This is a genomic window from Sorangium sp. So ce128, from assembly GCF_051525245.1.
Lineage (GTDB): Bacteria > Myxococcota_A > Polyangia > Polyangiales > Polyangiaceae > Sorangium > Sorangium cellulosum_B.
Map to the genome: position 1 here is coordinate 3,149,402 of NZ_CP150313.1, position 23,397 is coordinate 3,172,798.

18 protein-coding genes are annotated in these 23,397 nt (G+C 70.4%); 10 read left to right on the forward strand and 8 right to left on the reverse strand.

Annotated features, from left to right (window positions below):
• Positions 1-81 precede the first annotated feature (81 nt).
• On the forward strand, positions 82-1,548 hold the full coding sequence (locus tag WME82_RS12325) for a glucuronyl esterase domain-containing protein (RefSeq protein WP_438043001.1): 1,467 nt from the start codon (positions 82-84) through the stop codon (positions 1,546-1,548).
• A 111-nt stretch (positions 1,549-1,659) separates the two neighbouring features.
• Here WME82_RS12325 and WME82_RS12330 read toward each other — a convergent pair whose 3' ends face one another.
• The 3 genes from WME82_RS12330 to WME82_RS12340 all read right to left on the reverse strand — a co-directional run bounded on the left by WME82_RS12330 (position 1,660) and on the right by WME82_RS12340 (position 6,597).
• Entirely contained in the window at positions 1,660-2,553 is an 894-nt protein-coding gene (locus WME82_RS12330; protein ID WP_437870742.1) for a CPBP family intramembrane glutamic endopeptidase, read from the reverse strand.
• Between the two features lie 147 nt (positions 2,554-2,700).
• Positions 2,701-3,579 carry an alpha/beta fold hydrolase gene (locus tag WME82_RS12335; RefSeq protein WP_438044880.1) on the reverse strand — a complete coding sequence of 293 codons (879 nt, stop codon included), beginning with the start codon at positions 3,577-3,579 and terminating at the stop codon, positions 2,701-2,703.
• Positions 3,580-3,828: 249 nt separating this feature from the next.
• Complete coding sequence (locus WME82_RS12340) at positions 3,829-6,597, reverse strand: MXAN_6577-like cysteine-rich protein (RefSeq protein WP_438043002.1); 2,769 nt, start codon at positions 6,595-6,597, stop codon at positions 3,829-3,831.
• Between the two features lie 371 nt (positions 6,598-6,968).
• Here WME82_RS12340 and WME82_RS12345 point away from each other — a divergent pair, with 371 nt between their 5' ends.
• Both WME82_RS12345 and WME82_RS12350 read left to right on the forward strand, forming a co-directional pair.
• Positions 6,969-9,440, forward strand: coding sequence for a DUF3656 domain-containing U32 family peptidase (locus WME82_RS12345; protein ID WP_438043003.1), 2,472 nt, complete (start codon positions 6,969-6,971; stop codon positions 9,438-9,440).
• Positions 9,441-9,548: 108 nt separating this feature from the next.
• Positions 9,549-10,076 (forward strand): hypothetical protein, encoded by a 528-nt coding sequence (locus WME82_RS12350; protein WP_438043004.1) that lies wholly within the window; start codon positions 9,549-9,551, stop codon positions 10,074-10,076.
• A gap of 100 nt (positions 10,077-10,176) precedes the next feature.
• Here WME82_RS12350 and WME82_RS12355 read toward each other — a convergent pair whose 3' ends face one another.
• Positions 10,177-11,172 carry a vWA domain-containing protein gene (locus tag WME82_RS12355; protein WP_438043005.1) on the reverse strand — a complete coding sequence of 332 codons (996 nt, stop codon included), beginning with the start codon at positions 11,170-11,172 and terminating at the stop codon, positions 10,177-10,179.
• A 280-nt stretch (positions 11,173-11,452) separates the two neighbouring features.
• Between WME82_RS12355 and WME82_RS12360 the strand changes: the two genes are divergently transcribed.
• The 6 genes from WME82_RS12360 (at position 11,453) to WME82_RS12385 (ending at position 18,060) form a co-directional block, all read left to right on the forward strand.
• On the forward strand, positions 11,453-11,593 hold the full coding sequence (locus tag WME82_RS12360; RefSeq protein ID WP_437745652.1) for a hypothetical protein: 141 nt from the start codon (positions 11,453-11,455) through the stop codon (positions 11,591-11,593).
• Positions 11,594-12,402: 809 nt separating this feature from the next.
• The gene (locus WME82_RS12365) at positions 12,403-13,431 is read left to right on the forward strand and encodes an ABC transporter substrate-binding protein (RefSeq protein ID WP_438043006.1); all 1,029 of its coding nucleotides are present in this window, start codon (positions 12,403-12,405) and stop codon (positions 13,429-13,431) included.
• Between the two features lie 9 nt (positions 13,432-13,440).
• Positions 13,441-14,961, forward strand: a complete 1,521-nt coding sequence (locus WME82_RS12370) for a sugar ABC transporter ATP-binding protein (RefSeq protein ID WP_438043007.1) — start codon at positions 13,441-13,443, stop codon at positions 14,959-14,961.
• Positions 14,954-16,036, forward strand: coding sequence for an ABC transporter permease (locus WME82_RS12375; protein WP_438043008.1), 1,083 nt, complete (start codon positions 14,954-14,956; stop codon positions 16,034-16,036). Before WME82_RS12370 ends, WME82_RS12375 begins: the two co-directional genes overlap by 8 nt.
• 143 nt (positions 16,037-16,179) lie before the next feature.
• A complete protein-coding gene (locus WME82_RS12380) occupies positions 16,180-17,040 on the forward strand; it encodes an ABC transporter permease subunit (protein WP_437870755.1) in 861 nt (286 codons plus the stop codon).
• Positions 17,041-17,067: 27 nt separating this feature from the next.
• Positions 17,068-18,060, forward strand: coding sequence for an NAD-dependent epimerase/dehydratase family protein (locus WME82_RS12385; protein WP_438043009.1), 993 nt, complete (start codon positions 17,068-17,070; stop codon positions 18,058-18,060).
• Between the two features lie 76 nt (positions 18,061-18,136).
• On the opposite strand, the gene galK is transcribed toward WME82_RS12385, so the two are convergent.
• The 3 genes from galK to WME82_RS12400 form a co-directional block, all read right to left on the reverse strand.
• The gene (gene galK, locus WME82_RS12390; protein ID WP_438043010.1) at positions 18,137-19,258 is read right to left on the reverse strand and encodes a galactokinase; all 1,122 of its coding nucleotides are present in this window, start codon (positions 19,256-19,258) and stop codon (positions 18,137-18,139) included.
• A 127-nt stretch (positions 19,259-19,385) separates the two neighbouring features.
• Positions 19,386-20,210, reverse strand: coding sequence for a shikimate dehydrogenase (aroE, locus tag WME82_RS12395; protein WP_438043011.1), 825 nt, complete (start codon positions 20,208-20,210; stop codon positions 19,386-19,388).
• A 176-nt stretch (positions 20,211-20,386) separates the two neighbouring features.
• On the reverse strand, positions 20,387-21,289 hold the full coding sequence (locus WME82_RS12400; RefSeq protein WP_438043012.1) for a bestrophin family protein: 903 nt from the start codon (positions 21,287-21,289) through the stop codon (positions 20,387-20,389).
• Between the two features lie 258 nt (positions 21,290-21,547).
• On the opposite strand from WME82_RS12400, the gene WME82_RS12405 reads away from it, so the two are divergent.
• Positions 21,548-22,864 carry a metallophosphoesterase gene (locus tag WME82_RS12405; RefSeq protein WP_437745662.1) on the forward strand — a complete coding sequence of 439 codons (1,317 nt, stop codon included), beginning with the start codon at positions 21,548-21,550 and terminating at the stop codon, positions 22,862-22,864.
• A 114-nt stretch (positions 22,865-22,978) separates the two neighbouring features.
• Here the strand turns inward: WME82_RS12405 and WME82_RS12410 are convergent, their stop codons facing one another.
• Positions 22,979-23,245, reverse strand: a complete 267-nt coding sequence (locus WME82_RS12410) for a hypothetical protein (RefSeq protein ID WP_012234867.1) — start codon at positions 23,243-23,245, stop codon at positions 22,979-22,981.
• Between the last annotated feature and the right edge of the window lie 152 nt (positions 23,246-23,397).

The following is a 23,397-nucleotide window of genomic DNA, read 5'->3' on the forward strand; positions in this document are numbered from 1 at the left end:
CGCCGCGATCCCAGCTGCCGTTCCGGTGAGTGCAAATCCAACCGATGAACGTTGATTATGCTCGCTCCAGGAGGTCCATCCATGCGAACGCTTGCCACTCGAGCCGCCCGCGTTGCCCTCGGTCTTTGCCTCACAGCCGCTGCCTGCGGGCAGTCCGAGCCGAACAACTCCGGGCAGGGAGGTGCGGGCGGCGGCGCGGACGGCTCGGGCGGCGAGAGCGCGACCAGCAGCGGCGACACGACGTCGAGCTCCAGCTCGGGCAGCGGCACGGCGTCGAACTCCAGCTCGAGCGGCGGCACGACATCGAGCTCCAGCTCGGGCGTCGATACGACGTCGAGCTCCAGCTCGGGCACGGGTCCGGACGACACCCCTGTCGAGAACGCGAGCGCCGATTGCGAGGTCGCCGCCCTGCCGGAAGCGAGCGCTCTACCCAAGGTCTCCAAGTTGCCCGACCCGTTCACGAAGCTCGACGGAACCAGCGTTTCCACGAAAGCAGAATGGCACTGCCGGAGGCAGGAGATACGCAAGCAAGCCGAGAAGTACATCTACGGCGAGAAGCCGACGCCCGACGTGGTGACCGGCACCGTCACCGAGAACAAGATCTCCGTGCACGTGGAAGCCCAGGGCAAGAAGATCGACTTCAGCGCCGACATCGTGCTGCCCTCCAAGGGGGAAGCGCCCTTCCCCGCGATCATCAACGTGGGCGGGAAAGGCGGGTTCGGCGGCATCACGCTAGGTGAAAGCCGCATCCTGGAACAAGGTGTCGCCGTCATCTACTACAACCACAATGAGATCGGCAGGGAGGGCACAGCGGAGCAATCCAGAGGAAAACCCAACCCGGGAAAGTTCTATGATATCTACGGCGGTGATCACTCCGCGGGCCTCTTGATGGCATGGGCCTGGGGCGCCAGTCGGATCCTCGACGTCATCCAGGCGTCGGGAGGCGACATCATCGATCCGACCGGGATCGGCGTCACGGGGTGCTCGCGCAACGGCAAGGGAGCATTTGCCATCGGCGTCTTCGATGATCGGATCGCCTTGACGATCCCCCACGAGACGAGCACCGCCGGGGTGCCGGCCTACCGCATCGCCGACGTGCTGGGCAAGGAGCGGACGGACCACAACTACTTCGGGCTGAACTGGCTCAGCAACAATTTCGAGCCATTCGTCTTCAAGAACAATGCCTCGAACGCCGTCAAGCTCCCGATCGACACCCACGCCCTGATCGCGATGATGGCGCCGCGCGGCCTGCTCGTCCTCGAGAACCCGCACCAGGCTCAGATGGGCGCCCCCGCCGGTCATACCGCGACAGCGGCCGGAGCGGCGGTCTACAAGGCGCTGGGCGCCGAGAAGAATGTCAGCTACCACTCGAAGGTCGCCGAGACGGCGCATTGCTCTTACAAGAACGAATACACCGATCTCCTCGCCAAGAATATCGCCAGGTTTCTGAAGCACGAGGGCGAGGCGCCCGGAGAATTCGTCGTGGGCTCGGGCGGCTCCCTCAGCATGGCGGACTGGGTGGACTGGCAAGCCCCAGCGCTGGAATGATGGCGCTGTTTCGGGGAGCGCGGCGACAGGAGACGCCGGCATCGACGGGGAGGCTGCGTTCTGGCCCGCGCTCCTGGATCTCATGAAGGCGGACGCCCCTCGAGGAGATCTTCATGGTGATTCCAGCGGCAACTGACGCTCTCCGAGGGCTCGTGGTCCGGCGCCTCGTGTCTGCATCTGCATCCGCCGAGCGGTGATGACCGCGGCCACGAGCGCGACGATCGTCGTGACCAGGAGCGGCGCGGCGCCGTCGCCGGACATGTGCGCGCGAGAGACGTTGTCGAGGTGGATGCCGAGGTGCGCCGCCCACGCGACGAGCACGCTGCCGCCGGATCGGAGGTGCAGCGCCGTCATCAGCACGCTGAGCGACGTGATGAACAGGAGGCTGAGCGCCCACGACCACCACGGGACGCCCGGCAGGCACAGGGCGGGAAGGTGCCAGAAGGTCCACGCGACGCCGAGGACGAGGCTGGCGCGCACGGGCCCCTGCGCCGGAAGGAGCCGCCGGAGGGCATAGCCGCGCCATCCCAGCTCCTCACCCAGCGGGGCGAGGACGGCGATGCCGCGGTGTTCCGGCGTGACAGGCGTAACCAGGAGCGTCGCCGGCAGGCTCCCGCCGGCGAGCGCCAGCAGCGCGAGGCCGAGGAGGTGCAGCGCCGCCGGCATGCACAGGGCGAGCGGCGCGTAGCCCCAGCCCGCCGGGGCGGGGTGGGGCGAGAGGAGCCCCGAGAGCCCTGCTCGGCCGCCCTCCTTCCAGGCGCACACAACGGCCGCGAGCGAGGGGCCGACGGCGCCGAGCACCAGCGGCGCCATGGCGACGCCGGGAGGGATGCCGGCGCCCCACTGCTGGAGCAGCAGGGGCAGCTGGCAAAGCCATGTGATGGCGTACGCGAGGAGGAAGAACCGGGCCACGGAACGAGGCATGGATCGGCGGGACAGCGGCGAGCGCAGGTTGTTCCCCGTGGCCGCGGCCGGGCAGCGCGGGGTCGTCCCCGCTTCACCCATCGGGCGAACCAGCCGGGTCAAATGATGGAACCGCGAAGTCGCCATCAAGCGCCAGGATTTCGTGATTCTATTGGCGTCCTTGGCGGTTCAAAAGACCCCACCTTCGGCCAAAGTAGCCCTCCTCCCCAAGGGCATCCCGCGTGGGGCTCACCGCCCGCGCGTGCGCCCGAGCAGCGAGCGCAGGATCTCCTCTGCATGCGTCCACAGCAGCGAGCCTCCCGCCTCCGGGAGCACGCGCCTCTCTGCCGCGCTCAGCCGCCCGGCGAGCGACGCCCCGAAGTCCGGTGAGTGCACCGTGCTCGTGTCCCGCGCGCCGTACCACAGGTCGACCGGCGCGCGGATGCTCCCCGGATCGAACGGCCACGGGCTCATCGTCAGCACCGTGTCGCGCGCGTAGCCGGCCGGCCCCTGAGAGAACGCCTCATCCATCGCGTGCCGGTAAGCGCGCTCGAACACCGGGGCGGTGTACACCGCGCGGTCGACGTCCGCGAGCGTCGAGAGGACGAAGCTCCACATCGCCTCGGCGCTGAACCCGCCGAAGAACGCCTCCGCGCGCGCAGGATCGGTCGCCACAAGCTCCACGAGCCGCCGCACGTCGGGCGCCAGCGCATCGGCGAACACCGGATTCGCCAGCTCATCGGTCCCCGCGACAACGGCCACGCCAGCCACGACGCTGGCCGCCGCGCAGGCCAGGGCGAACGGCGCGCCCGCCGAGAACCCGACGGCCGCCACGCCGGACAGCTGCCGCGCCTCGAGGAAGCGCCGTATGTCCTGCGCCCAGTCGCCGAGCGTGCGGCCCGGGGCCTGGTCCGACGCCCCGAGCCCCGGGCGATCCACGGAGATCAGCCGCACGCCGAGCCCGTCGACGACGTCGCCCCCGAACCCCATCGACCGGCTCGTGGCGCCGCCGGGGCAGAGCAGCACGGGGATGCCGCCCTCCGGTCCCCACTCCGCCCAGCCCAGCCGCCGGCCGTCTGGAAGCGCCGTCTCCCCGAGCCGGACCGGCTCCACCACGCCGCTGATCATGGCCCCAAGGTAGTTGACCTGCACCGAGGATGCCAGGCGCTCCACGCGTGTCGGGAAGGCGCCGAGACCGAGGACGGATACCCGCGTGTGATGCGTCGCCCCATCCGTTTATCGGCTCCAGCCCCCGGCGGGGCTCAAGGGAAGCCGGAACCAGCAGCGCTCCTGCGGGACGTTGCTCCTGAACAGCAGCTCGTCCGGCGGAGCCTTCCTCTCTCGAGGAGACTCGCGACGCTGCTCGACGGTGCGCGGTCAGGGGTGGATGTTGAGCTCGTAAACGCCGGATTCATCGATCGCGCCGTCGACCACGATGACGATGCTCTGCCCTGCGTCGAGCGACACCGTGACCTCCGACGTGAACAGGTGCAGGTCCTCCCCGAGCACGTCGTCGCTGCACGCGATCTCCTCGCCATAACAGTCCCCGTCGAAGACGGCGAGCACGGTGTCGTAGTCGGAGCCGACCGTATCGATCGTGTACGTCCCCGCCTCCGGCGCGGTGAACAGGTAGGCCACCTCAGGCGCGTCGATGCCGCCGCAGCTCGCGTCCACCTTGGCGAGGCTCCCCTTGGTCGTCCCCGTCGCGGTCTGGGAGGCGAGGGGCGCGAGCTCGATGGGCTTATCGCACGTGCCGGTGCCGTCGAACAGGTCCACGTGGAGCATGTAGTCGCCCTCCGCGCCGTGGCTGTCGACGCTGATCAGGGCGGTCTGGCCGGCGTCGAGCCACACGAGCTTGCTCGAGTCCCTGCTGTCGTTGACGCAGGCCATCTCGTCGCCTTCGCACCCGCCGTCGCGCACGGACAGGATCGTATCGATCGTGGAACCCACGGTGTGCATGCGGTAGAAGCCATCTGCAGGCGCGGTGAAGCTGTACGTCGCCTCGCCGCCGGGCACCGAGGCGCAGGAGGGCGCCAGGAGATCGGGATACCCCTCGGTGCTGCCCGTGACCGACTGCGGGACCACGGCGTCGAGCGCGAAGAGAGGGCACTGCGGCGCCTCCCGCTGGGTGATGTTGAGCGTGTAATCGCCGCTCGTCGACGCGCTGTCCACGGAGACGATCACCGTCTGGCCGGCGGAGAGGAACAGGCTCGCCCGCGAGTGGGTGACGACCCCCGCCGGGTCCACGTTGTCATTGCACCTGAGCGAGGGGCCGGAGCACGAGCCGTCCAGCACCTCCAGGACCGTATCGAGCGCCGAGCCGTCCGTGTCGAAGATGTAGAGCGCGTCGGCCGGGGCGGTGAAGCGATAGGTCGCCTCGGGGGCCCCGCGAGAGGCGCAGTCCGGCGCGAGGTGATCGGCGAGATCCGCGGTCGTGCCCGTGACCGTCTGCGGCACCGTCGAGCCGAGATCGATGAGCGGGCACCGCACCTCGTCGACCTCGAGCCGGTAGTCGCCCGTCGGGCCAGCGGTGTCCACCACGAGGATGACCGTCTCGTCGGCCGCGAGCGAGAGCGTGATGAGCGCCGGCTCGAACAGGCCGTCGACGCACGCGATGAGATCGCCGGCGCACGAGGCGCGGCGCGCCTCCATGAGGACGGGGAAGCTCGAGCCGGTCGCGTCGAACGTGTAGATGCCCTCGCGCGGCGCGGTGAAGCCGTAGGTCGCCTCGCCCCCGGTCGAGAAGGTCGCGCAGGCCGAGATCAGGTTGCGGAGGTGCTCGTTGTTCCCGGTCACCGTCTGCGGCAGGGTCGCGCCGATCTGGACGCCCGGGCACGGAGGGGCCTCGACGATCTCCAGCGTGAAGCTCGCCCGCGGGCCGGCCGGATCCGCCACCGCGACGAGCACCGTCTGACCGGCCTCGAGCGTCGCGAACGCGTTCGACTCGCCGGCGCCGTAGCGGCAGTAGAGCGAGCGGCCCGTGCACGTGCCGCCCTCGCGGACCTCGACGATCAGGTCCGACGGGGCGCGCCCGCTGAACACGTACGTGCCGTCCGACGGGGCCGTGAACGTGTACGTGGCGTCCGGGGTCGCGCTGATGTCGCAGTCGGCGGACACCGTGTCCTCGCGCAAGACGGTCGTGCCCGTCACCGTCTGCGGGACGACGGGATCGAGGGCGGTCGGCGCGCACTGGACCGGCCCGGGCTCGGCCACGCGGAGCGTGAAGTCGCCCTGCGCGCCGCGCGCGCCGCTCACCACCACGAGGATGCGCTCGCCCTCGGCGAGATCGACGGAGATCTGCGACTGGACGCTCCCCGCGTTGTCGTTGCAGGCCAGCTCCTCGCACGTGTCCGCCCGCAGCGCGCCGAGCGCCGTGTCGTACGAGGCCTCGAAGGTGTCGAACAGGTACGTCCCCGCGTGAGGCGCCGTGAACAGGAACGCCTGATCGGCCGCGCCAGGCTCCGAGCAGGTCAGCCAGCGGCCGTCGGCGGCGCCGATCGTCGTGCCGCTCACCCGCTGCGGGACGGCGGAGCCGATGTCCTGGGAGGGCTCCGCGCTGCACGCGCAGGTGCCGCCCTCGCAGGGGCGCCCGGGGTCGCAGGCGCGATCGCACCGGCCGCAGTGCTGCGGATCTGCGGCGAGGTCCACGCAGCTGCCGGCGCAGTCGGTGAGGCCCGGGAGGCAGGTCTGCCGGCAGATGGATCCGGAGCACGCGCGCCCCGGCGGGCACGGCGCGCCGCACTTGCCGCAATGATCCGGATCGGTGCGCGTGTCGACGCACTCGTCGCCGCAGCGCTTCACGTAGCGGCCCTCGCGGCACTCCGATGGCCCGCCTCCGTCACCGCCACCGCCGCCACCCCCGCCGTCACCGCCGCCGCCACCCTCACCGCTGGTCCCCAGCGGCTCGCAGGCGCCCTGCAAGCACGCCTCCCCGGCCGGACATTGCTGGCCGCACGCGCCGCAGTGCTCCGGATCGGCGTGCAGCGCCACGCAGGCCCCGCCGCAGACCGAGTAGGGAGCCTCGCAGCGCGGCGCCGGGGCGTTGTCGTCGCCGCCGCACGCAGACGCCGCCGAGAGGAGCGCGGCAGGCAGCCAGAGCGCGGCCCTCGAGAGCGCGCGCCCGAAGCGAAATCCGTGTCTGTTCATCGACATCCCCCTGCGGCACGCGCCGTCGACGCGCGCGAGCCGGCGGAGAATGCGAGCGCCTTTCCGACGTTCGGCTCCCGGGCTCCGCGCTGGTCGTTAATGGCTGACGTGGCCGCTCCGCTCATCCGACCCTGCCACCGAGGCCTCGCTGCGCCGGCCGGCGACCCGACGGCACCTCGGCCGGGTAGGCCGCTGCACGATCGTGCCTCACGTCGCGAAGCGAGGTCAAGGCGCGCCGTCCGGCAGGCTCTTCGGGAGGGCGAGCCCGCGCCAGGTAGAGAGCGACAACCGCGCCACCCCTTGCTAGAACCGCCCGCATGTCGCGGCCCGCGCGCCCTGAAGTCCTCGCTCCCGCCGGTGATCGCGCCGCCATGGAAGCCGCCGTGCGCGGCGGGGCCGATGCCGTCTACTTCGGCCTCCGGGGGGGAGCCGCGGGCGGCGGCGCGGCGTCGCCCTTCAACGCCCGCGCGCGGGCCGCGAACTTCGACGCGGCGGAGCTCGAGGAGGCGGTGCGCTTCCTCCACGCCCACGGCGTGAAGGGCTACGTCACCCTGAACACGCTGGTGTTCGACGACGAGCTCCCGGCGGTCCGCGGCGCGATCGAGGCGTGCGCCGCGGCAGGCGTCGACGCGGTCATCGTCCAGGACCTCGGGGTGATGCGCCTCGCGCGGGCGCTCGCGCCCGGGCTCCCGATCCACGCCTCCACGCAGATGACCTGCACCGACGCGGCCGGCGTCGAGCTCGCGCGATCGCTCGGCGCCGCGCGCGTCATCCTCGCCCGGGAGCTCTCGCTCGACGACATCGCCGCCATCCGCCGGGCGACCGACGTCGAGCTCGAGGTGTTCGTCCACGGCGCGCTCTGCATCGCCTACTCGGGGCAGTGCCTGACGAGCGAGGCCATCGGCGGCCGCAGCGCCAACCGCGGCGCCTGCGCTCAGGCCTGCCGCCTGCCGTACCGCCTCGTCGTCGACGGCGCGCTGCGCGACCTCGGCGACGCGGCCTACCTCCTGTCGCCGGAGGACCTCGACGCCACCGACGTCATCCCCGACCTCGTCTCGCTGGGCGTCGCCTCGGTGAAGATCGAGGGGCGCCTCAAGGGCCCGGAGTACGTCGGCGCGACCGCGCGGCTCTACCGCGCCGCGATCGACGCGGCGCTGGGCGAGGGGGCGGGCCCCGGGGCCACGGACCGGGAGGCGGCGCTCCAGGCGTTCTCGCGGGGCTCGGGCCCCGGCTTCCTGCGCGGCGTCGACCACCAGCGCCTGGTCGACGGCCGTACCTGCGATCACCGCGGCATCGAGGTCGGCGAGGCGCGCGGCGCCGGTCGCCGGCGCGGCCACGAGGTCGTGGTCGTCCGCGCCGCCCGGCCGCTCGCGCGCGGCGATGGGATCCTCGTGGAGGGCGGGTTCGCGGGCGAGGGCGAGATCGGCGGCCGCATCTGGGGCCTGTGGGTCGCTGGCCGCGAGGTCGAGCGCGCGCCGGCGGGGGGCGACGTCGAGGTGTGGCTCGGCCCGGACCGGCGGATGCCGGACGACGTGCTGAGCGGCGCGCGGGGGCTGCGCGGGCGCCGGGTCTTTCGCACGAGCGACCCCGTCGCCACGCGCTCGGTCCGCGAGGCGCTCGACCGCGCCCAGCGCCGGGTGGCGATCGACGTCCGCCTCGAGGGCCGCCTCGGCGAGCGCCCGCGGCTCTCGGCGGCGACGGAGGGCGGGGCGTCGGCCTCGGTCGAGATCGACGCCCCGCTCGGCCGCGCCGATCGATCGCCGCTCGACGAGGCCACGCTGCGGAAGCAGCTGGATCGGCTGGGCGACACGCCGTTCGCCCTGCGTGGCGTCGGGCTGTCGCTCGACGGGCCTGCGCTCGTGCCGCCGTCGGCGCTCAACCGCGCGCGCCGGGCGCTCGTCGCGGCGCTGATCGAGGCGTCGCACCGCCCCCATCCGTCGGCGCCGCTCTCGGCCGAGGGGCTCGTCGCCGGGGTCGCTCCGCCGGACGCGCCGCCGCCGGCGCCGGGCCTCTTCGTGCTGTGCCGCAACGTGGCGCAGGCGCGGGCGGCGCTCGACGCCGGCGCGAGCGGCGTCTACCTCGATTTCCTGGAGATGGTCGGCCTCGGCGCCGCGGCGCGCGAGCTGATGGCGGCCGGGGCCTCCGTCGGGGTGGCGCCGCCGCGGATCCGCAAGCCGGGCGAGGAGAAGATCGACCGGTACCTGCTCTCGCTCGGGCCGGCGGCGATCCTGGTCCGCAGCCTCGGCGCGCTGCTCGACGCCACGCCGGGCGTGCCCCGGATCGGCGATTTCTCGCTGAACGTCACGAACAAGCTGGCCGCGCGCGAGGTGCTCTCGCGGGGGCTCGCCGCGTTCACGCCGTCGTTCGACCTCGACGCCGCCCAGCTCGAGTCGCTGCTGGACTCGCCGTTCGGGCCGTTCGCCGAGGTGGTGGTGCACCACCCGATGCCGCTCTTCCACATGGAGCACTGCGTGATCGCGGCGACGCTGTCCGAGGGCAAGGATCACCTCACCTGCGGCCGCCCGTGCGAGCAGCACGCGCTGTCGCTGCGGGACCGGGCGGGCATGGATCACCCGCTCGAGGCGGACGTGGGGTGTCGGAACACGGTGTTCCACGCGGCGCCGCAGAGCGCGGCGCACCTCGTGCCGAGGCTCGCGAGCTGCGGCGTGCGGCGGTTCCGGATCGAGCTGGTGCGGGAGGACGCCGAGGGGGCGCGGCGGGTGGTGGAGGCGTACCGGCGGCTGCTCGCCGGGGAGGTGGCGCCGGCCGAGGTCGCGCGCGGGCTGCGGGCCGAGGGGAGCTACGGGGTGGTGCGGGGGTCGCTGCGCGTGCTGCAGGCGTGAGCGGAACGGCCATGGGCCGTCGATCTGATCATCGCTTGAGGGGGAAGGACACCCAACCTCCGGGACGGCAGGCCCTGCACGGTGGTCAGCTGCCATGACCGGAGTGTCATGCATGGCGCCCTCGTCGCCGGCCACTCCCACTCGCATTTCGCGCTGGCATGTGCGCTGGCATGTGAGTTGCTGAGCTCTGCCGGCATGAAAACATGGGGTTTGATGGCGGTGGGGTGTTGGCTGCTCGCTGGCTGCAGCGGTCCTGATTTCGACGCAAATCGCGAGAAGTGGCGTTCTGACCGCCCGGCGGAGTATGTCATCTCGATCTGCGGCACGGGCTTCGACGGTGGGTGTACGCTCGCCGCGGTCTCCGGCGATACCGTCGTCGCCACCGCCCGCAGCGGGATCGACACTCCGCGCGGCGATTGGACGTTCGCTGAGGCGCCCGAACAAGCGGATCCGGTAGAAGCCCTGTTCGACCGAGCCGCGCGCGAGGGCGATGACTGCGAGCTCGACAGCGTTCTCTTCGATGACCGCTACGGCTATGTGGCGGACTATTATCGGGACTGCGGTGAAGAAGGGGGCGGCGAGGAAGTCACCTGCTTCCAGGCCGACACGAGCGACGTGACGCGCTGCGCGGAGTGAGCGCGGCGAGCAGCGCGACGATCGACACCCGGGGCGCGTCGGCGCGCCGCTCGTCGCCCGCCATGCGCTCTACCAGCGCGGGCGACGAGCGGCGGTCCGATCAGAACACGAGCACCTCGCCGCCTGACGCGAGCTGGCACGCGCCGTCCTCGGGATCTCCGCCGGTGCGGAGGATCTCGGACGGCTCCGGCTCGCGGTAGACGCCGGAGAGCGCGATGTCGACCATGCGCAGGATCGCGCGATCGAGCTTGGTGACGAAATAGCAGGGGATCGTCGGCTCCTTGTGGGCCCCGCCAACCCCGGAGTCATCCGTCAAGAAGAGGTATCGGCCGCCCGTCAGCTGTGCGGCAGAGCGCATGCTGAGCTCGGTGAGCTCATCCACGCCGCTCGACGCGACGGGATAGACGGCCACCCCGAGGTCCTTGAGGGCTCGTATCCCGCCTGCCATCGCCGCGGCGTTGTCCCCGTGATGGGGCGCGTCCGCGACCCAGAAGGCGAGGCGCGCGGTGTCGTCGCCCGTGCGCCAGGAGAGGTCGGCCGTCTTGGAGAGCGCCATGTCCGGCGCCTCCGGGAAGTCGCCGCCGCCGTCGGCTGCCTGCTCGGCGAGCTTCTCCTGGAACTCGTCGGGATCGGTGCGGAAGTCGAACCAACGGACGATGTAGTCGTCCTCGGTGTCTCTGTACAGGACGAGCGACCAGCGCTGCTCGGCGTTCGGGTACCTGGCGAAGATGGAGTCGGAGAGCGCGATGAACTCCGTCTGGAGATATGTGATCTCGTCGCCCATGCTGCCGGTGGTGTCGATGACGAGCGAGACGTCGAGCCTCTGCTTCTTTCCTGGAGGGGCCGCGAAGAGGCTGTGCGCGGCCTGGTGGTCGGCCTCGGTGAAGGGCAAGATGCCCGGGAGCTGCTGCGAATAAAACGTGCTCCGGTACGAGAGGAAGAAGTCGAAGTTGCGGTTGTCGTCCCAGACGCCCGCGGTGAGCGTGCCAGGATCGATGCTGGTTCCGCCGCCTGCGCCGCCTGCACCTCCGCCGCCTCCTGTGCCCAGGCTGCCGCCGGGGGAGCCTTCGCTCGGAGGACCGCTTCCATCCGACACACCTCCCGAAGCGGCTGAGCCGACCGCAGGGCCTGAGCCGAAGCTCGTATCGGGGTCAGCGCCGGCGCCCCTCCCCGGGATCTCCCCGTCACCGCCCTCTGCTGAGCTCGATCCGCCCGAGCACGCTCCCAGCGCGAGAAGGCCTCCCACCATGAAAGCGAAGCGAAAACGGGTGTGCATCGGGATCTCCTCGGCCGCCAGGGTCGTCACGCGCCGACGTCGGACGCGGCCGGGGAGGCTGCGATGCACGGCGCGTACCGGGTCAGAACCACGTGATTTCATGTACTTACGTGGCTACACGTGGTGCGTTCTGTGCCAAGGCGCGCCGGAGCGCGCCGAGGAGCAGCAGGCGCGCGCCCTCGGGATCGCCGCCGAGGTTGTGGGTGATGTCGCCACGCCGGGGACCTGCTCCCCGCTGTAGACCCCGCAGAAACTACTTCTGCTGCCACGGCTTGCGGAACTCCGGATCTCGGCTGAACCCTTCTCGGTCCAGATGACCGATCACTCCATGACCGTCTTGCGCCTTGAGCAGCGGAGTTGCTGATCTGCTGCTTCCCAGGCAGCGTCGGCGACTTGGTCTGGGAGATGGGATTGCCGATGATGGCGTGGCGGTCGGTCATCCGGCTCCTGGCAGAACGGGTCGAGGCGGGGCCCCGAAGACGACGTGTGAACGTTCACATATCCGATGTCAACTCGAAACGACCGCCAGCGACCGTCCTTGTGCCCCCATGGCAGACAGGTCTCCTCCGGAGCGCCGCGTCAACGGGGGCGGGCATCGGGCCGCCGTCGGCGATGATCGCGGCAAGGCGCCCGCGCCTCTTGCCGCGGCGCTCCGGAGGAGCCGCCGCCAGCCTCGTGCTCCCTCGGGCTCGGGAACCTTGCGGACCGGTCGATTGGAATTGACGCTGCCCATGTGATCGTTCACATTACCGCCCAGGGGTATCCTTGTTGCTACGCCTTGCTCGGGTCACCACGCGTACCGAGGCATTCTTCGTCTGATCGATTTTTGCACCAGCTCCGTTCGCTCGGTCGTCGCGGAGGCGATCGCCGGACGATGGGGATTGGCATGGCCGAGGGGGCTCCACAAGAGAACACCGCATCCCGCGCTTGTTCGGCGGCTGTCGTGAAATCTCGAGTGCTGTTCACCGGAGATGATTCCTTCAAAGATCCGGCGGTGCTGGCGACGCTGCCGGATGACAACCGTCGGCGGCGTGATCTATGTTGAAGAGCATGAACCCACAAAACTACGTGTCACGGAGGATGTTCCTGGCCATCCTGGGCTCGGCGTCCGTCGTCGCCGGCTGCTCCCGCGAGGAGAGCGACGCCGCGCGCGCCGCCCAGACGCCGGCGCCTGGCGCCGATACCGCGGGGCGGAAGCCGAAGAAGCTGACCGAGATCGTCGTCGGCTTCTCGCAGACGGGCGCCGAGAGCTCCTGGAGGATCGCGCACAGCAAGTCGATCCAGGCGGAGGCGGAGAAGCGCCACGTGCAGCTCCTCTTCGCAGACGGTCAGAACGTGCACAACAACCAGGTCAACGCCGTCAACGGGTTCATCACCAAGGGCGTCGACGTCATCGTCATTGCGCCGCAAGAATCCGTGGGCTGGAAGCCCACATTGAAGGAGGCCAAGCGCGCCGGGATCCCGGTGGTGCTCACGAGCCGGGGCGTGGACGCGGAGGAAGATCTGTACGAGACGGTGATGGTCGCGGATTTCGTCTGGGAGGGGCGCCGGGCAGGGGAGTGGCTCGCAAAGCAGACGAACGGCAACGCGCGGATCATCGAGCTCGTGGGCACGCCGGCGGCGGACGTGGCGGTGATGCGCAAGACCGGCTTCGCCGAGGCCATCGCGAAGCATCCGGACATGAAGATCATCGCGAGCCAGAGCGGTGACTTCACGCGCACCAAGGGAAAAACGGTGATGGAGACGCTGCTCTCGGCCCACAAGGGCGAGATCAACGCCGTCTACGCTCACAACGACGACATGGCGCTCGGGGCGATCCAGGCGATCCAGGCGGCAGGGTTGAAGCCCGGGCAGGATATCCTGGTCATATCGATCGACGCCGTGAAGCCGGCGTTCGAGGCCATGATGGAGGGGAAGCTGAACGCGACGGTCGAGTGCAACCCCATGCACGGCCCCCTGCTCTTCGACACGATCGACAAGATCGTGCGTGGTGAGAAGGTGCCGAAGCGCACGATCGTCCCTGGCCAGATCTTCGAACGCGAGCAGGCAGCGACGGCCATCGGCTCGCGGCCCTACTGAGGGAAGGCCTTGCTCTCTGTCGAGGGCCTCAGCAAGTCCTTCCCCGGCGTTCGCGCGCTGCACGACGTGCACGTCGAAGCGCGCGCCGGCGAGATCCAGGCGTTGATGGGGGAGAACGGAGCCGGCAAGTCGACGCTGATCAAGCTGCTCACCGGCGTCTATCCTCCCGACGCCGGGACGTTGCGCCTCGGCGGCGCGGTGATCCGGCCGACCTCTCCCCGCCACGCGGAATCGCTGGGGATCAGCGCGGTGCACCAGGAAATCAGCCTGATCCCGCACCTTTCGATCGCGGACAACATCATGCTGGGCCGGCAGCCTCGGCGCTTCGGCCTGATCGACAGGCGCGCTGTCCGCGCGAAGGCTCGTCAGGCCCTCGCGCGCCTCTCGCTGGACCTCGACGTGTCGCGATCGGTGGCGGCGCTGCCCACCGCGCTGCAGCAGATGGTCGCGATCGCCCGCGCGCTCGCCGTGGACGCGCGGATCCTGATCCTGGATGAACCAACCTCCAGCCTCGATGAAGCGGAGACGCTGCGGCTCTTCGACGTGATGCAGAGGCTGAAGGCCCAGGGGTTGGCGATCCTCTTCGTGACTCACTTCCTGGATCAAGTCTACGCGGTCAGCGATACGATCACGGTGCTCAGGAATGGCTGCTTGGTCGGGCAGTACGCGAGCAGCGCGCTGCCTCGCCTGGAGCTCGTTCAGGCGATGCTGGGCGTCGAGCTCGGCGCGAAAGACAGCGCCGCGCCAGGCGGCCCCGCCGGTCCGGGAGGGGCGGCGAGCGCCGCGGAGCCGGCGCTCGCCGCGCGCGGCCTCGAGAGAACGGGGGTCATCGGGCCGATCGAGCTCGCGCTGCGGCCCGGCGAGGTGGTGGGGCTGGCGGGGCTGCTCGGCTCTGGCCGGAGCGAGACCGCCAGGATGCTCTTCGGGATCGAGCCCGCCGATCGCGGTGAGCTCGCGGTGAACGGACGTGCGACCGAGATCAAGACGCCACGGCACGCGATCCGCGCCGGCCTCGCGTACTGCCCGGAAGACCGCAAGGTGGATGGCATCATCCCGAACCTCTCCGTGCGAGAGAACCTCGTGCTCGCCTTGCAGGCCTCCCAGGGGGCGCTGCGGGTGCTCCCGCGCCACGAGCGGGATCGTCTGGTCCAGCACTACATCAAGGCCCTGAGCATCAAGACGCCGTCCCCCGAGACGCCCGTCAAGCTGCTGTCGGGCGGCAATCAGCAGAAGGTGCTGCTCGCGCGCTGGATGGCCATGCAGCCACGGATCATGCTGCTCGACGAGCCCACGCGCGGCGTGGACATCGGCGCCAAGCTGGAGATCGAGGCGCTGGTGAGGTCGCTCAGCGAGAAGGGGGTCGCCACGGTCTTGATCTCGTCGGAGCTCGAGGAGATCGCGCGCAACTGCTCCAGGGTGGTGGTCTTGAGAGACCGCAAGCAGCAGGGCGAGCTCGCGGGAGAGTCCGTGACGCCTTCGTCCATCATCCAGGCCATCGCCCATCAGAAGGAGGCGCCGCCCGATGCTTGAGAAGATCACGGAAGCGGCGCGCACGAACGCCACCCCCACGGGCATCGGGATCCTCCTCTTCATCGGGTGCGCGGGCGCCCTGCTGCTCATGCGCGGGCGCCGCGAGGCCTGGCCTTTGCTCGGCCTCCTGGCGCTCCTTCTGTTCAATTCCGTCCTGTCCAAGAATTTCTTCTCCATCGTCGAGCGCGACGGGGCTTATTACGGGACGCCCATCAACCTGCTCAACCAGGGCTCGGAGGTGATGCTCCTCGCGATCGGCCTGACCCTGGTGATCGCCGTCAGGGGCATCGACCTGTCGGTCGGCTCGGTCATGGCGTTGTCCGGGGCCACCTGCGTGATCCTGATGAAGGAGGCTCACTGCGGGCCGCTCCTGGCTGCGTTCTTGTCCCTCGCCGTCGCCGGCGGCGTCGGTCTGTTCAACGGCGCGCTGGTGACGGCGCTGAACATCCAGCCCATCATCGTGACCTTGATCAGCATGGTCGGTGTCCGCGGCGTCGCCATGCTCATCACCCGCGCCGAGCCCGTGACGCACACGGATGCGACGTTTGCGTTCATCGGCAACGGTCACGTCGGTGGCTTGCCGTTCTCCATGGTGCTTGTGGCCGCCGTGTTCGTCGTCGCCGCGCTGCTCTGCCGGAGGACGGCGCTCGGTCTGTTCATGGAAGCGATCGGCGACAACGAGCGGGCGAGCCGGCTCGCAGGCGTCGACGACCGCCGCATCAAGCTCTGGTTGTACGGCTTCTCGGGCCTGTGCGCCGGCATCGCCGGGCTCGTGGCCGCCTCGTACATCTCCACGGCCGACCCCGATCGCGTGGGGCGCCTGCGGGAGCTGGACGCCATTTTCGCCGCGGTGATCGGCGGTACGGCGCTCACCGGCGGGCGCTTCTATCTGGGGGGCACCCTGATAGGAGCGTTGCTGATACAAACGCTCTCCACCACGATGTACATCCAGCATGTCCCCTCGGAGATCGAGCCGATGCCCAAGGCCGGCGTGATGCTGCTCAGCTGTCTGCTGGTTTCGGAGGAGTCGCGCCGGCGGCTCGTCGAGCTCCTCGGGCTCAAGCGGTGGCAGTAGCGATGCTCAGCTGGGATCGGCGGGATCTGCCGCTCATGGTGACCGCGGTCCTCCTGATCGCGCTCTACTCGGGGGTGCTGGTCTGTTACGACACGGCGCGTAGCCTGCGTTTCCTTGTCGACCTGATCAAGGGGAACGCGGCGATGGGCCTCTGCGCGGTGGGCATGACCTTCGTCATCCTGTCGGGGGGGATCGACCTCTCGGTCGGCTCCGTCGTCGCGCTCACGACCGTGCTCGTCGGTACGCTGGTGGCCGGTGGTTGCCACCCGCTGCTGGCGTTCTGTATCGGCCTCGCGGTGTCGGTCGCGTTCGGCGCCATGACGGGGCACCTGATCCATCGTTTCTCTCTGCCCCCGTTCCTGGTGACGCTCGCGGGCATGTTCTTCGCCCGCGGCGCGGCGTTCCTCGTCAGCATGCAGCCGATCGGCATCGATCACCCTGTGCTGGACTGGATCGTCGATGAGCTCGGCTTCGCGCTGACGATCCCGGGCCTGGACCGAACCTGGGTCCCGGCGACGGCGCTCTTGTTCCTGGTCGTCCTCGTGCTCGGCGTGATCCTCGGCCGTAGCACGAGCTTCGGCCGGAACGTCCTGGCCATCGGCGGGGACAGGCAGGCGGCGCTGCTCATGGGGGTGCCGCTGGGCGCCACGACGGTGGGTTTGTACGCGTTGTGCGGCTTGTGCGCGGGCCTCGGCGGGGTCACGACGGCGCTGATCGACAGCGCCGGAAAGCCGAACATCGGCGCCGGCCTGGAGCTCGAGGCCATCGCCTCGGTGGTGATCGGCGGAACGCTGCTGACCGGGGGGGCTGGCAGCGTCGTCGGCACCGTGATGGGCGTGATGATCACGGGCATCGTGCGGGCGGTGATCAACCTGGATGGACGGCTGCCGTCGCCCTGGCACCACATCAGCATCGGGCTGCTGCTGCTCGTCTTCATCGTCATGCAGCAGGTACTGATCCGCTCGGCCCCCGCAGCCAGGGGGGTAGAGTACGGTCGTCATTGATGAATGTGGAGAGCGAGGAGCGATAGAATGAACGAGACCAAGCGAATTCTGGTCACCGGGGCGGCGGGCAAGGTCGGCCAGGCATTCATCCGCAGGTTCCTGTCGAACCCCGCGTTCGAGGGGTGGAAGGTCCGTGCGCTGTGCCACAACCGCATGCTGGAGCGGTCGGCGCGCGTCGAGGTGCTGCGTGGGGCCATCGAGGACAGGACCGTCGTCAACGAGGCGATGGAGGGGGTGAGCCACGTGCTGCACCTGGCGACCAGCAAGGAGACCCCCGAGAGCATCATGGACGTGGCCGTCAAAGGCATGTTCTGGCTGCTGGAGGCCTGCCGCGTCAGCCCTGCGTTCGAGCAATTCATCCTGGTCGGGGGCGACGCCGGGATGGGCCACTTCTTTTATCCGCACCCCGTCCCCGTCACGGAGGCGCAGCGGCACAGCGCCTACCCGGGCTGTTACGCGCTGTCCAAGGTGCTCGAGGAGGTCATGCTCGAGCAGTACTATATTCAATATGAGCTCAACGGATGCTGCCTGCGCGCGCCGTGGATCATGGAGAAAGACGACTTCAAGGCGCAGCTATCCTTCGGTGACGACGTGTTCGGAGGGCCGAGGTGGCGCGATCTGGTCGGCGCCGAGGCGGCAGAGGGGTACGTCCGCTCGGGCGCCGTGCCGGTGATGCTCGACCGCCGCGGCGAGCCGGTGAAGCGTAACTTCGTGCATGTGGACGATCTGGTCACCGCGATCCAGAAGGCCATCAATCATGAGAAGGCTCGCCAGCAGACCTTCAACATCTGCATGGACGAGCCGGTGGACTACGGGGAGCTGGCGCGTTACCTGGAGGCGACGCGGGGCCTGCCGAGCGTGAGGGTGAAGACGCCGTTCCATTCGACTTGGCTGGACAACTCGAAGGCGAAGTTTCTGCTCGGCTGGCGGCCGCAGTACGATCTGGCGCGTCTCACGGACGCCGCCTTCGACCACGTGCGCGCGCCCGATGACCCGCGCGTCACCTGGTACCCTGGTTGATGGGCCCTGCCTCCCCGCGGCGGCCCTTTCCCGTGGCGGGCGAGGCTGGCGATCACGCCGACGCCGAGCTTCGCTGCTAGGGGACGGGCCCGCCTACAAGCACCGTCGCCCGGCGGCCCGGCGTGCGCGCGTAGGCCTCCACGACGGCCCGCCCCACGCTCGCCGCGCGCCCGCGCTTCACCAGGGCCACGATCGCGCCGCCGAAGCCGCCGCCGGTCAGCCGGGCGCCGAACACGTCCGGCTGCGCCCGAGCGCTCTCCACCAGATCGTCGACCGCCGGCACGGACACCTCGAAATCGTCGCGCATCGACCGGTGGGACGCGTCGAAGAGCTCGCCCAGGCGGCCCAGATCCCCGGCGCGGAGCGCGGCCACGGCGGCGAGCACCCGGGCGTTCTCGGTCACGACGTGGCGCGCGCGCCGGTCGAGCGGCGCCGGCAGCGACGCGATGCGCGGCTCGATCGACGCGCGCGTCGCGTCGACGTCCCGGAGCTCCGGGACGCCGAGCGCCGCGGCCGCCCGCTCGCACTCCGCGCGCCGCGTCTTGTAGTCGCCGCTCGCGTGCTGGTGAGCCACCCCGGAGTCGATAACGAGCAGCTCGGCCTCCGCGGGCAGCGGGATGCGCTCGAACGCGAGCGTCCTCGTGTCGATGAAGAGCGCCGTGCTCTCGTCGGCGAGGCTCGCGGCCATCTGATCCATCGTCCCGACCGGCGCGCCCACGAAGTCGTGCTCCGCGGCGTGCGCGATGCGGGCGATCTCCACGTCGTCGATGGACAGGCCGAGCATCGATCGCAGGGCGCGGGCGAGCGCCACGAGCAGCGAGGCGCTCGACGACAGGCCGCTTCCGAGCGGTACTGTCGACTTGATCCTCGCGTCGAAGCCGGGGATCGATGCGCCACGGCTGCGGAGGACCGCGGTGATGCCCTGCACGTAGTCGAGCCACAGTCCGCGGCGCGCCTCCTCGCCGGCGCGGAACGAGAGCCGGGCGCCGCCGTCCACGTTCGCCGTCGCGACCTGGATGAGCCTGTCTTCCCGGGGCGCGAGCTCGACGCGCGTCTTCTGCGGGATCGCCGTCGGCAGCACGTAGCCGCCGCTGTAATCGGTGTGTTCGCCGATCAGGTTCACGCGCCCCGGCGCCTCGGCCACGACCTTCGCCGGACGGCCGAAGACGACCTCGAAGCCATTCTCCTTCACCGTCATCGCGGCGCACCCATGTTCACGGGGGACAGGGAACCCAAATGGTTCGGAGACGTCAAGCCACAACTGCGGGAGATCGCCGTCCTTGGTTGAGCTCGAGGGGCTCGCTCATCCATGCCGGGCGCGCCGCTCAGGCTCCCCGCAGCGCAGCGATGACGGGCGCCGTGTCGGGCCGCATGCCGCGCCACAGGGTGAAGCACTCGGCGCCCTGCTCGACCACCATGCCGAGGCCGTCGGCTGTCTGACCCACGCCGGCCGCGCGCGCGGCCTGCACGAAGGCGGTCGGTTCCTTCTTGTAGGCCATGTCGTAGGCCAGCGAGCCCTCGCTCCACACGCCGGCGGGCAGGGGCGGCACCTCGTTGGTCATGGAGGAGGCGGAGCCGTTGATGATCACGTCGAAGCGCCCGGCGATGTCGGCGAAGCCGCCGCCGGCGAGCCGGACGGCGCCGGCATGCGGGCCGAACTCGGCGGCGAGCTCCACGGCCTTGCTGGCGGTGCGGTTGGCGACGAAGATCTCGGCCGGCTGCTCATCGAAGAGCGGCAACAACGTGCCCCGCACCGCGCCGCCCGCGCCGAGGAGCAGCACGCGCGCGCCCTCGAGGCGGCGGCCGAGGTTATGGGTGATGTCGCGCACGATGCCGAAGCCGTCGGTGTTGTCGCCGAGGACGGTGCCGTCGGCGCGCAAGGTGAACATGTTGATCGCCCCGGCGGCTCGGCCGCGCGGCGTCAGCTCGTCGGCCAGCGCAAAGGCCTCGAGCTTGAAGGGCATGGTGATGTTCATGCCCTTGCCGCCGCTCTTCTGGAACTCACGCACGGCGGCGGCGAAGCCATCCAGCTCGCCGAGGATCGCGCCGTACACCATGTCCTGCCCGCACTGCCTGGCAAAGGCGGTCTGCAGCGCCGGCGACTTGGTCTGGGAGATGGGATTGCCGATGATGGCGTAGCGATCGGTCATGGGTGCGTCCAGGCCTCAGCGACGCGGGGCCACGCCCGCGAGCGCCGCAGATCTACGATGGTGTCCGGCCAATTGCCAGGAGCGCGCGACGGCGCCACGGTGGCCGAGGTGCAGAGCGCCTTCCACCGCCCTCCCCGGGAAGAGGCGAGAAAGGCGCCGCCATCGCCGCGCCGCGCTCAGTCCTGGTAGCTCTCGGCCTTCGACGCCATCACCAGATTGAGCGGCGACGACCCCAGGAGGTCGCGCTCGATGGTGTCGCAGATGCGCGTGAGGGGCAGGTCGTTCGGCTCGTGGCCGAACGGGTCGTCGAGCTCCCCGCCGAGCGCCTCGATCATCAGGACGGGATACGCCACCATCATCGTCACGACGGGCGTCAGCACCCCGAGCGCATCGACGAGGGCGAGGGGCAGCGTGGCCAGGTAGAGCGCCACGCCCCGCTGGAGCAGCAGGATGTAGCCGAGCGGCGTGGGGGTCTTGAGGATGCGCTCGCAGCCGCCGAGGCAGTTGACCAGGACGCTCAGCTGCTCCTCGGCGCACACCGCCATGTTGCGCTCGAGGCTCCCGGCCCGGACGAAGGCCGCGAGGCGCTCGGAGACCTGCTGCGCCGCGCGGAGCGGCGGGTGAGGGTGCGCCGAGAGGGCCTCGATCTGCTCCGCCGGGAGCAGCCGGTCGATCTCCGGGCGCTCCGCCTGCCCGCGCAGCGAGCGCCGCGCGGCGTGGACGAACACCACCACCCAGACGGCCACCTCGCGCGCCGCGCCCGGGTCCACCGCGGCGTGCGCGTTCACGATGCGCGTGATGTTGCGGCTCGCGTTCACGATCGAGCCCCAGAGGGTGCGGCCCTCCCAGAAGCGGTTATAGGCCGTGTTCGTCCGGAACGCGAGGATGAGCGCGATCACCGCGCCGGCGACCTCGTGAATGCCGATCGAGAGCGACACGCGGGGGATGTGCCTGTGCGCGAGCCAGAGCGCGGCGGCGATGACCCCGAAGGCCAGCACGCGACGCATCACGCCCGGCGACAGGGAGCCCCGCGGCGAGACGAGCATCGGCAGCCAAGCGCGCCTGGTGTAGGGGATCATCGGGGCGACCCTCGTGGCGATGCCCTCCCGGAGCACCGGAAGGAGCCATGGACGTGAAGAGGCTTCAGCCTTTCATCGAACGTGCCAATCCTCGTGTGGCCCTGTCGGGATCGCCGCCCTGATCGCCGGGATCCAGCGCGCGCAGCGCGTGGCTCACCAAGAGGAGCATCGCGCCTCCCTACCAGCGAGGTGCCTGTGCCGCAACGCCGCCGGGCGGCGCGGGCGCACGCGCGTCACACGGCAGGCGGTCGGCCTCCGGTGGCGCCTGGCGCGGACGCGCTGGACGCGGGACACTCCGCGTCCGTCCAGGCAGAGCAGACCACGGTGGTCCTGTGCGCCTGGATCGCCTGGAGCCGTCGATTGAAGTTCGTGTCCCCCATCGTCCTGTTCTGGGCGGCCTCCGCCCTGGCCTGGCTCGTCGTCGTGGCAGCGGCGAGGCGCCGCCGGGGCGGGCTCTACGCGCGGTTCGTCGGCGTGCTGCTCGGCATCCACACCCTGATCTCGTGCGCGCTCTTCCGCCATGTCGGCCCGCTCGCGCCGGGGTTCGCCTACCTCCAGGGCGCGGTGTACCTGCATTTCCTCCTGCTCTCGCGCCCCCGGATGCGGCCGCTCGCCTACCGCGCGCTCGTGAGCATCCCCGCGTCCTACTTCGTGGCGGCGATCTTCCTGTCGTTCCCGTGGGCCATCGCGAGCGGGCTCGGGGCCACGCCGTACGGCCTCTGGGTGCCCTTCGCGCTCGCCGTCGTCGGTATCCTCCAGTCGCTCACCGCCCGCCGCGAGGAAATCGAGCTCGTCGTCGACCGCGCCCCCGTCGACGGGCTGCGCCGCCACCCGCTCCCGCGCGAGGGGGCGCCCGGCGCGCGCCGGGCCCTCCGCATCGTCCAGATCACCGATCCGCACCTCGGTCCGTTCATGTCGGTCGCTCGGCTCCGCGGCATCTGCGAGCGCGCGGTGGAGCGCGATCCCGATCTCGTCGTGCTCACCGGCGATTACCTGACGATGGAATCGCAGGACACCGCGGATCACCTCGCGGAGGCCCTGTCCCCGCTCCGCGCCCTGGAGGGGCGTGTGTTCGCGTGCCACGGCAACCATGATCACGAGTCGCCCCGCCACGTAGCGACCGCGCTGGAGCGCGCAGGGGCGCGCCTGCTCGTGGACGACGCGGCGCTCGTCGAGACCGCCGCCGGGCCGGTCCAGGTCCTCGGGATGGACTTCCATTACCGCGATCGCGCCGAGCGCATGGCGGCCGTCTGCGCCCGTCACCCGCGCATCAAGGGCGCGCTACGGCTCGTCCTGCTCCACGATCCGGGCGCGTTCCGCCACCTCGGCGAGGGGGAGGGTGATCTCGTGCTCTCGGGCCACACCCACGGCGGGCAGCTCGGCCTGGTCAGCCTCGGAGGCTCCTGGACGGCCCTCCAGCTCTTCGTGAAGATGCCCGATCATGGCCTGTGGGCCCGCGGCCCCGATCGGCTCTACGTGCACCGCGGGACAGGACACTACGGGTTTCCCCTTCGGCTCGGCGTGCCGGCGGAAGAGAGCGTTCTCAAGGTCCACCTCGCCGGCGACGGCGTCTGACGGGCCAGGCGCCGCCGCCTTGAACGCGGCGGCCACGGGGCGGATTTCAACGCAAAGACGCAAAGACGCAAAATCCGGGGCGTGCGCGCTCGCCGGCGTGCGCTCCGAGAGGGCTCAGGCCGTCTCGAGGAACTTGCGCACCTGGGACTCGATCGCGCTGCCGGGCACGATGAAGGGCTTGTCCGTGATGTCCACGGAGAAGCTCTGAGCCGAGACGGCATACGTCCCCTTCACGGTCCCCGCCGGCGTCGGCACCGAGAAGTCGCCCTTGCCCTCGTTGCCCGTGAACTTGCCGCCGGCCTTCTCGATCGCCGCCTTGGCCTTCGCGACGATGTCTTGAGAGGGACCGTTGAAGGGGACAGAGAAGCTGTGCTTTGCCATGTCGTCTCCTGGTGGGGTGCTCGATCGCCATCCTGGTACGGCGCGAGGTGCGGCGGAGGTTAGTGCGGCCTCGCCACGGGTACCAGCGCGAACTTGCTGGGCCTTCCGCGCGCCGCAGAACACGCGGGATCGCTGCGCGACGCAGGGTCGCG